Source organism: Acinetobacter sp. YH16052 (assembly GCF_013417155.1).
Classification (GTDB): domain Bacteria; phylum Pseudomonadota; class Gammaproteobacteria; order Pseudomonadales; family Moraxellaceae; genus Acinetobacter.
Genome location: NZ_VPEO01000007.1, coordinates 150,608 through 158,792 on the forward strand (window position 1 = coordinate 150,608; position 8,185 = coordinate 158,792).

The 8,185-nt window shown below is 41.4% G+C and carries 8 protein-coding genes, 1 tRNA gene and 1 pseudogene; 6 read left to right on the top strand and 4 right to left on the bottom strand.

Translation table 11 applies throughout. From position 1 onward, the window contains the following. Positions 1–153: 153 nt before the first annotated feature. The 3 genes from FTV42_RS07085 to ahpC all read left to right on the top strand — a co-directional run bounded on the left by FTV42_RS07085 (position 154) and on the right by ahpC (position 3,032). Complete coding sequence (locus tag FTV42_RS07085; protein ID WP_180038233.1) at positions 154–1,518, top strand: MFS transporter; 1,365 nt, start codon at positions 154–156, stop codon at positions 1,516–1,518. A 51-nt stretch (positions 1,519–1,569) separates the two neighbouring features. Then, positions 1,570–2,157 carry a single-stranded DNA-binding protein gene (gene ssb / locus FTV42_RS07090; RefSeq protein WP_180038235.1) on the top strand — a complete coding sequence of 196 codons (588 nt, stop codon included), beginning with the start codon at positions 1,570–1,572 and terminating at the stop codon, positions 2,155–2,157. Between the two features lie 311 nt (positions 2,158–2,468). Further along, the gene (ahpC, locus tag FTV42_RS07095; protein ID WP_004278673.1) at positions 2,469–3,032 is read left to right on the top strand and encodes an alkyl hydroperoxide reductase subunit C; all 564 of its coding nucleotides are present in this window, start codon (positions 2,469–2,471) and stop codon (positions 3,030–3,032) included. A 331-nt stretch (positions 3,033–3,363) separates the two neighbouring features. Here ahpC and FTV42_RS07100 read toward each other — a convergent pair whose 3' ends face one another. Beyond that, complete coding sequence (locus tag FTV42_RS07100; protein ID WP_180038238.1) at positions 3,364–3,621, bottom strand: hypothetical protein; 258 nt, start codon at positions 3,619–3,621, stop codon at positions 3,364–3,366. A 32-nt stretch (positions 3,622–3,653) separates the two neighbouring features. On the opposite strand from FTV42_RS07100, the gene FTV42_RS07105 reads away from it, so the two are divergent. Next, on the top strand, positions 3,654–4,961 hold the full coding sequence (locus tag FTV42_RS07105) for an FAD-dependent oxidoreductase (RefSeq protein WP_180038240.1): 1,308 nt from the start codon (positions 3,654–3,656) through the stop codon (positions 4,959–4,961). A gap of 3 nt (positions 4,962–4,964) precedes the next feature. Further along, positions 4,965–5,813 carry a cyclopropane-fatty-acyl-phospholipid synthase family protein gene (locus tag FTV42_RS07110; protein ID WP_180038242.1) on the top strand — a complete coding sequence of 283 codons (849 nt, stop codon included), beginning with the start codon at positions 4,965–4,967 and terminating at the stop codon, positions 5,811–5,813. A 75-nt stretch (positions 5,814–5,888) separates the two neighbouring features. Here FTV42_RS07110 and FTV42_RS07115 read toward each other — a convergent pair. The 3 genes and pseudogenes from FTV42_RS07115 to FTV42_RS07125 all read right to left on the bottom strand — a co-directional run. Beyond that, positions 5,889–5,964 (bottom strand) — tRNA-Thr (locus FTV42_RS07115). Between the two features lie 204 nt (positions 5,965–6,168). Then, positions 6,169–6,396, bottom strand: coding sequence for a hypothetical protein (locus FTV42_RS07120; protein WP_004647282.1), 228 nt, complete (start codon positions 6,394–6,396; stop codon positions 6,169–6,171). Positions 6,397–7,204: 808 nt separating this feature from the next. Further along, positions 7,205–7,588, bottom strand: a pseudogene (locus FTV42_RS07125) (transposase); the annotation flags it as partial. A 126-nt stretch (positions 7,589–7,714) separates the two neighbouring features. On the opposite strand from FTV42_RS07125, the gene FTV42_RS07130 reads away from it, so the two are divergent. Next, the gene (locus FTV42_RS07130; protein ID WP_180038074.1) at positions 7,715–8,143 is read left to right on the top strand and encodes a hypothetical protein; all 429 of its coding nucleotides are present in this window, start codon (positions 7,715–7,717) and stop codon (positions 8,141–8,143) included. Positions 8,144–8,185: the final 42 nt, after the last annotated feature.

Here is an 8,185-nt window from a genome sequence, read left to right on the forward strand (position 1 = left end):
AGCACTGTCCCTGAATGAAAGCGTAGCTCCGGCTGCGCTTTTTTTGTTTTTAGATTGGCATCATCTTTATTTCAAGTAAAATTCATGTCTTATTAATGAGCTGAATGTCCTATAATCTGGGCTCCAGATTAATTAACCCAATCGCCATAATTTATGATGAATGCTTTAGAACGTCGTTCAACCTTTGCCCTGAGCAGTATTTTTGCACTGCGCATGCTGGGGTTGTTTATGATTATCCCGGTGTTTTCTGTGGCAGGGCAGGCATATCAATATGCAACACCTGCACTGATCGGTTTGGCGGTCGGGATCTACGGTCTGACTCAGGCCTTATTGCAGATTCCATTCAGCCTGATTGCGGATCGTTATAGCCGTAAGCCACTGGTGGTTTTGGGACTGCTATTATTTGCGCTGGGTGGTGCGATTGCAGCCATGTCGGACACTATCTATGGCGTGATTATCGGCCGAGCGATCGCCGGTGGTGGTGCGGTATCCGCTGTGGTGATGGCACTACTGGCAGACGTTACCCGTGAAGAAAACCGGATGAAAGCCATGGCGATGATGGGCATGAGTATCGGCCTGTCTTTTGTGGTGGCCTTTAGTCTGGGGCCTTGGCTGACGGGTCTGGTGGGCATCTCGGGATTATTCTGGGTCACCACGGTGATGGGCCTGGCGGCGATTGCCATGCTGTTGATGGTGCCGAAAGTCACGCGGCATCATAAAAACTTTCAGCAGGGCTATCTGGCACAGTTGAAACAGGTAATCAAAATCGGAGATCTGAATCGTCTGCATGTGTCGGTTTTTACCCTGCATTTATTGCTCACCGCCATGTTTATCTATGTGCCTTCACAGCTGATCGAATTTGCTGATCTGCCACTTTCCAGTCATGGCTGGGTATATTTGCCGCTGTTGGTACTGAGCCTGTTTTTTGCTTTTCCGAGTATTATCCTGGCAGAAAAATACCACAAAATGCGGGCGATTTTTCTGGTGGCCATTACCGGTATTATTCTGGGTTTAATGGTGATGGCATTTGGTTTTGAATCCAAATATGTCTTGCTGATTGGTTTAGGGTTGTTCTTCATTGCCTTTAATGTGATGGAAGCCTTGTTGCCGTCCTGGTTGTCGAAAGCGGCACCGATCCAGTCCAAAGCCACCGCAATGGGCGTAAATGCCAGCAGCCAGTTTTTAGGGGCGTTCTTTGGCGGTATGATTGGCGGACAATTATTACTGCTGAACAATACCTCGATGGGCTGGAGTATCCTGACAGGGATTGCGATAATCTGGCTGCTGATGAGTTTTGGCCTGGCACAGCCACGCTATCTGTCATCGCTGGTACTGCGATTGCCGGAAAGCAGACAAACTGACGAATGGACTTCTCAGCTTTTGGCGATTCGTGGTATTGAAGAGGTCGTGGTGATGTCTGAACAGCAAGTTGCCTATGTAAAAGTCGATAAACAGCAGATTGATGATGCTTCGCGACAACAATTAACGCACTTGTTAGGTAAAGAGGTAGCCATTTAAGCATAACTCTTATAAAGTAAAATACAGAAATATATAGGAAGTAAACGGCAAATGCGTGGTGTAAATAAAGTTATTTTAGTGGGTACTTTGGGTAAAGATCCGGAAACCAAAACTTTTGCAAATGGTGGCTCTCTCACTCAATTCTCGATCGCAACCAGCGATTCGTGGACAGATAAAAGTACCGGTGAACGTAAAGAACAAACGGAATGGCACCGTATCGTGTTGCATAACCGTTTAGGTGAAATTGCGCAGCAATATCTTCGTAAAGGTTCAAAAGTATATATTGAAGGTTCATTACGTACCCGTCAGTGGACTGACCAGAATGGTCAGGAACGCTATACGACGGAAATTCGTGGTGAACAAATGCAGATGCTAGACTCTAGCCGTCCTCAAAATGATCAGGGCGAGAGCAGCTTTAACCAGCCACGCTTTAATAACAATAATCAGGCGAACAACAACCAAGGCGGTTATGGCAATAACCCGCAATCGGGTTATGGTTCAGCGCCACAGCAAGGCGGTTTTAACAACAATCAGGGCGGCGGTTATTGCAACAATAACCCGAGTGGTTTTGCGCCGAAATCTGCACCTGCTCCAACAGCAGCGCCTGCAGCAGATCTAGATGATGACCTTCCATTTTGATCTATTAGAACGGTAAATTATCATTAAAACCCACCTGAATACGGTGGGTTTTTTATATCCTCGAGATTTATATTAAGTTTGAATAAAGCCCGACTTATTAAAAGAATCATAAATCTTAAAACATCAGGTTGCTTTTGATGGGGACAACTCTGCATCGAGAAAATAAATAAGATAATAAATACTGATAAAAATTTATGATCTAAAAAAGCGATCATTTTTATAAAAACTTGCGGTTTTACCTATTTTAAAATTTTTCGTATTCTAGCTTCACAAGATAAGCAATCCCAGAAATAAGCCAGAGGAAATATCTCATGAGTTTAATCAATACTGAAATCAAACCATTCAATGCAACTGCTTACCACAATGGTCAGTTCATCGAAGTTTCTGAGCAAGACCTGAAAGGTAAATGGTCAGTGGTGTTTTTCTATCCTGCAGATTTTACCTTTGTTTGTCCAACTGAATTAGGCGATCTTGCTGATCAGTATGCTGAATTCCAGAAAATGGGTGTAGAAATTTATGGCGTGTCTACCGATACTCATTTCACCCATAAAGCTTGGCATGATACCTCTGACGTGATTGGTAAAATCCAGTATCCATTGATTGGTGATCCAACCTGGACTTTGTCTAAAAACTTCGAAGTGTTGATTGAAGCCGAAGGTCTGGCAGATCGTGGTACTTTCGTGATTGATCCAGAAGGTAAAATCCAGATCATTGAAATCAACGCGGGTGGTATTGGCCGTGATGCCCAAGAGCTTCTGCGTAAAGTGAAAGCTGCACAATATGTACATGCGCACCCAGGTGAAGTTTGTCCAGCAAAATGGAAAGAAGGCGAGGCTACACTAGCGCCGTCAATCGACCTGGTGGGTAAAATCTAATTCGAACCTAGTTCTTTGAAGCAAAAAATCCAGCACAAGTTGCTGGATTTTTTATTTTTTTAGTTTAGAGATTTATGAATTCTAGACAAAAAAATCATGCCATTTGATTTCTATTTGAGAACAACATGAGGATTGAGGAATTGCACTCTATGCTTTTTAAGCGGCTTATGAGAGGCAATCAAGTAAGCTCAATACCATGCTGCATGATCAACCAGGCCTGAAAACAAAGAAGCCTCTGCTTTCGCAGAGGCTTTTATTTTATAAGGCGCTGTAGTTTCTTGTCGTTTTAAACAATTTTCGCATAAACGCATCTGAATGGAACCGGATGAATTTATGGTTTTCTTATGCTGCGAATCATAGGTAGTTTAAAAGTTTTTGTCAACCAAGGATTATAAAAATGGTTAATTAAATTATTTGTTTTTAAAGTAATTTTTTTATCTTTTAAATAAAAATATAAATAAAATCCTATATTTGATGGAATTTTAACTGCTGCAAAAAAATGAATAAAAAGCAGGTGAAATTGAACAAAAAGGCCTTTACGAAAAATATATATTCTGGAAGATTTTAATAACCTGTTTGATTGGCGCATGGTACATAATTTCTGTAGTTTTTCAATGACGGATGATCAGTTTGGATATCGCAGTAATTGGTAGTGGCATGGCCGGACTGGCTACAGCCAGAATTCTCCAGGACGCAGGGCATCACATCACGATTTTTGAAGCACTTCCAGGTCGCGGCATGGACAGTCATAGCCTTGAATTTGAAGGGGGCCTGATTGACGCACCTTTACGTGTGATGAATCCCTATCTGTGGAAAAACACCCTGAGTCTGGCCACGCATCTGGGCATTAAAACTTATCCGGTGCGGACCTATATGGCCTGCAGCTGGTTATTTGAAGATAAAACTGAAACCTGGCTGACCACATCGCGCAGCCGAATTGGCAATATCCCGATCATCAATAACCGGAAAGGCCTGCAACAATATGGCTGGCGTCTGGTCAAAGGCCTGTTGCAGTTAAAAGTTGCATTGACCAAATTCTTTAAATCGAAAAATCAGGACATCAGCCTGGCAGAATTTATCAATCGTAACGAGATTGAAGAAGTGTTCTGGCACGGTGCGGTGATGCCGGTGCTATATACCATCTGTACCTGCAATCCGAAAACCATTGGTGAATGGCCAGCTAAACCGTTGTTAATTTTTCTGCGTCAATTAACCGATGGCGATGCGTTACTGCGTCTGCAAGGCGGTACACCAGCGTTGGTCGATAAGCTGATTGAAGGCATTAAGATTGAAGACGGTTCAGCAATTACACTGGTACAAGAGCAGGGCGATCAGGTCAAAGTTGAAAATGCGGCCGGTTATTCAAAACTGTTTGACCGGGTGATTGTCGCGACACCGACCACCAAAATTGAGGAGTTCCTGGATCCGGTACAATTCGCCAGTGAAATTGAATTATTGAAGAAATTCAAATTCGAACAAGGCGAACTGGTGATTCATACCGATGCCAGCGTAATGCCGCCAAAACGTAAAGACTGGGCCGTACTCAGCTATATGATGGACCGTAAATTTACTCGTCAGCAATTTACCGTGTGGCTTAACTCGATTGAACCTTCTTTGGTTGGCAAGTCGGCCGTGTTTCAGACCTGGCGTCCGGTAACCGACATTGATCCGAAGAAAGTGATCAAATCGGTAATGCTGACACGTGCAGTCGTCGATGCTAATACGGTGGCACTGAATAAGGAATTGCAGCAACGTCATCTGGATGCCAACCGTAAGGTCTTCTTCTGCGGTTCATGGTCATGTGACGGTTTGCCGATTCTGGAATCGGCAGTGACCTCAGCGATGAAAATTGCGGAAATTTTTGGTGCACCTTTACCATTTGAGGGTTTAAAACCTGTGGTCGAGGTTGCACCGCAACTGGGTTATTAATCCATGCAATGGCTTCAGGCACTGCGTCAGCGTCTTCCCCAGCACAAGTATGCAATTGATGCCGCTGTGTTGGGCGATCATGCGCAATTGCCCTGGAGCAATTTAGGGTATTGGCAAGCAGGTCAGCAGGATTATACGGCTGCCTGTCGTATGCTCACCGATCACCTTGCACAAACTGTAAATTTAAATTCAAAAGATAAACTGCTGGATTTAGGCTGCGGTCAGGGTGCAAGTTTGCTGTACTGGCAACAACACTATCAGGTGCAATATCTGGCGGGGGTTGAGCTGCAGGCTGCCTGTGTGGCTAATATTCAGCAACATTTGCCAGAACTGAATGCCATTTATCAGGCGTCATTTTTGCGTTTAAAAGAATTGCCATTTTCCCAGCGTTTTGATGTGGTGTTGTGCCTGGATGCGGCTTATCACAGTCCTGTGCCTTTATTCTTGGAGCAGGTCCGCAGTGTTTTAAATTCAAATGCACGGATTGGTTTTCATCATCTGGTTTTGTCCGAGCGTTGGGAAAATTTAAATGCATTACAACGGCGTAAATATCAGTTTTTATTGAAATCTGCCGATGTGAATTTAAAAGATTTAATGACAGTGGGTGCATTATATGCCTGTCTGGATCGTTTTGAATTTAAAAATATCCAGATTCAGGATCTGTCCGAGCCGGTATTTTCCGGCTTTGCGGATTATGTGCAAAAAACTTTGAATTCAAAAGCATCAGATGATCAGGCCCAAGGTTCAAAACTGGATCATTTTAAAATTCAGATGACAGCGAAACTAGGCCGAAAATTATATCAGGAAGGGATTGTGAGATATGTGCAAGTGACGGCACAATCGAAGCACTAGAAAGTGCAAGAAGACTCAGCTCAAAATACTAAAACCCAGAAACATCAAAGCCTCACTAAAAGCGAGGCTAAGATATGGTGCCGGCACACGGATTCGAACTGTGGACCTACTGATTACAAGTCAGTTGCTCTACCAACTGAGCTATGCCGGCATGGTGGAGTGCATTTTACAGATTTTTTTGGGTCACGCAAGCCAAAAAATAACCGTTTAAACTGTTTCGGCAGGATTTGTTTATTTTGACCGAATGGATGAAAAGTTCTGTTTTTGATTATGTGCAAAGAAATGGCCCATATGTGCAGATATGGGCGAGGGTGAAAGCACAGGATTGGTTCTGGATATGAGTCGGTTATAAGGTTTATCTGTTTTTCAGGATGCGATCTAATTCTTGTGCACATTCCTCTAAAGTAAAGGCCATATCAAACTGCATTTGAGGTTTGAGTTCTTGAGCGAGGCTTCTCCACTGTTCGATGAGTCTCAAGGCTTTTTGAATTTTATGTTTATTGATGTCCTTGGCAATAGTTGGGGTATAACCGCCACGTTTTGCATTTTTAATCTGTTTGGCATAGTTTGCGCTGTTATTCATGTTCGCTCTCCGAATAGCAGTGTATCTATTTTTTAACTTCAAATTTGAATGGCTCGGTTCACTTGGTTATTTCTTTCTATCCTGTGGTTTTTATTCTCCTTTTAGTTAATTTATAAGCAACATAACATAGCTTTGATGACAATAAAATTAAGCTATTTCTATGCCAGTTTTTTTGTTTGAATACATAAATAAAAACCTGAAATGAATGGCGTACAGAAACTGCACAATTCATCAGTTTTTTGGCTGATGAAAAATGAAAATTTTAAAAAATAGAATTAAGCGTAAGTGTTGTGTTGCAAAAGGTTTTTATGAACGAGGCTTGATATCAATTCAATGATTTACCTAAGACGATGGATAACAATATTTTAAGATCTAAGCAGATGATTTTTTTGCTGGCTAGATAATGGATAAGATTAAATATAAAAAAACCCGAATCATGTGATTCGGGTTTTTAAATTCTGGCGGTGAGAGAGGAAGTCGTAAACATTATATAACACACTGATATATATAATAATAAATTTATATAATTTCAAATATACCGACAAATATACCGACAAGTATTCGGAGTTAGAGTTTCAGTACACGTATCGTTAATTTGATTCTTTATTTATCGATATATAAAATTTTTCATATTAAACAAGTTTGAACGCAGAAAAAAATATAAGTGGATTTACAGCTTCTCTCGATATGAATTTCCAGATCAAGAGAGCGGTATCATTAAGGATTAATTTACTAATATATGCCAGTTACACTTATTCCGTAAGCGTCCACTGAGCCCCATCGCTATTTTTTAATTTGAGTTGGGTTCTCATCGATGTAGCAGTAATTCTTCTATTTGGGTCACTTTATGTGTTGGCAGCCTTTTCAGCACATCGCTTAAATAGGCATAGGGATCCAACCCATTCAGTTTTGCTGACTGAATCAGGATCATGACATTCGCAGCTCGCTGACCACTGCGCAGTGAGCCAGCAAACAGTCAGTTCTTACGTCCCCACGCTAAAGGGCGCATTTGGTTCTCGACTTAATTATTGTCTATAGGAAAATTGCCATCATCCAGATAGCGGCTTAAGGCTCTTCAACGCTTCAGACTGTAATTGATTGCCCTAGCGGTGGCAGAACTCGATGGCACCGCCAGCTGATGTTGGTTGAGCCATTCATATAGTTGTTGCATGATCGGTTGACTATGTCGTTGCCACTAACTGCGTACTACTGAATACAAAGCGAAAAGGCTGTTAAGTATCCATACTTAACAGCCTTCATTTTGAAGTTTTCTTCTTATATGTTATTTCAATCTCTTACTCTATTAAGATATTGCAAATTGAATGGCTTTGAGAAAAAGCTATATACTGCAAAAACTATCCCAAAAAAAATAAAAAGTATTGTTATACGAGCTACTTGCTCAGCCAATTCTGAGACGCTTACATCAAATATTTCACCCATAGTAAAAGCACTAATAAAACTTACAATAGGAAGGCCAACTAATAGCGTAATTAATAATTTTACTGTCGTTTTACTTTTTCCATACTTATTCATAAGAAGTATAAAAATTAATAAAAAAGCAGGTGCTAATAAACTTATAAGAAAAAAAGTACCCGTTGAAAAGTCAGCAGTATCTGTATTATTAGACCTCTTTCATAAATCATTTTTTGCTCAGTTCCAAGTGACTTTGTTGCACAAAGATTTGAAATGCAAAGCGCCCCTAATTGAGCCAAATTTAAGGCGTAACTTGGGTAAGTGGTCGACCTAATTCCGTAAATCTGTTGAGGACTGCTACACGTGCATGAATTTC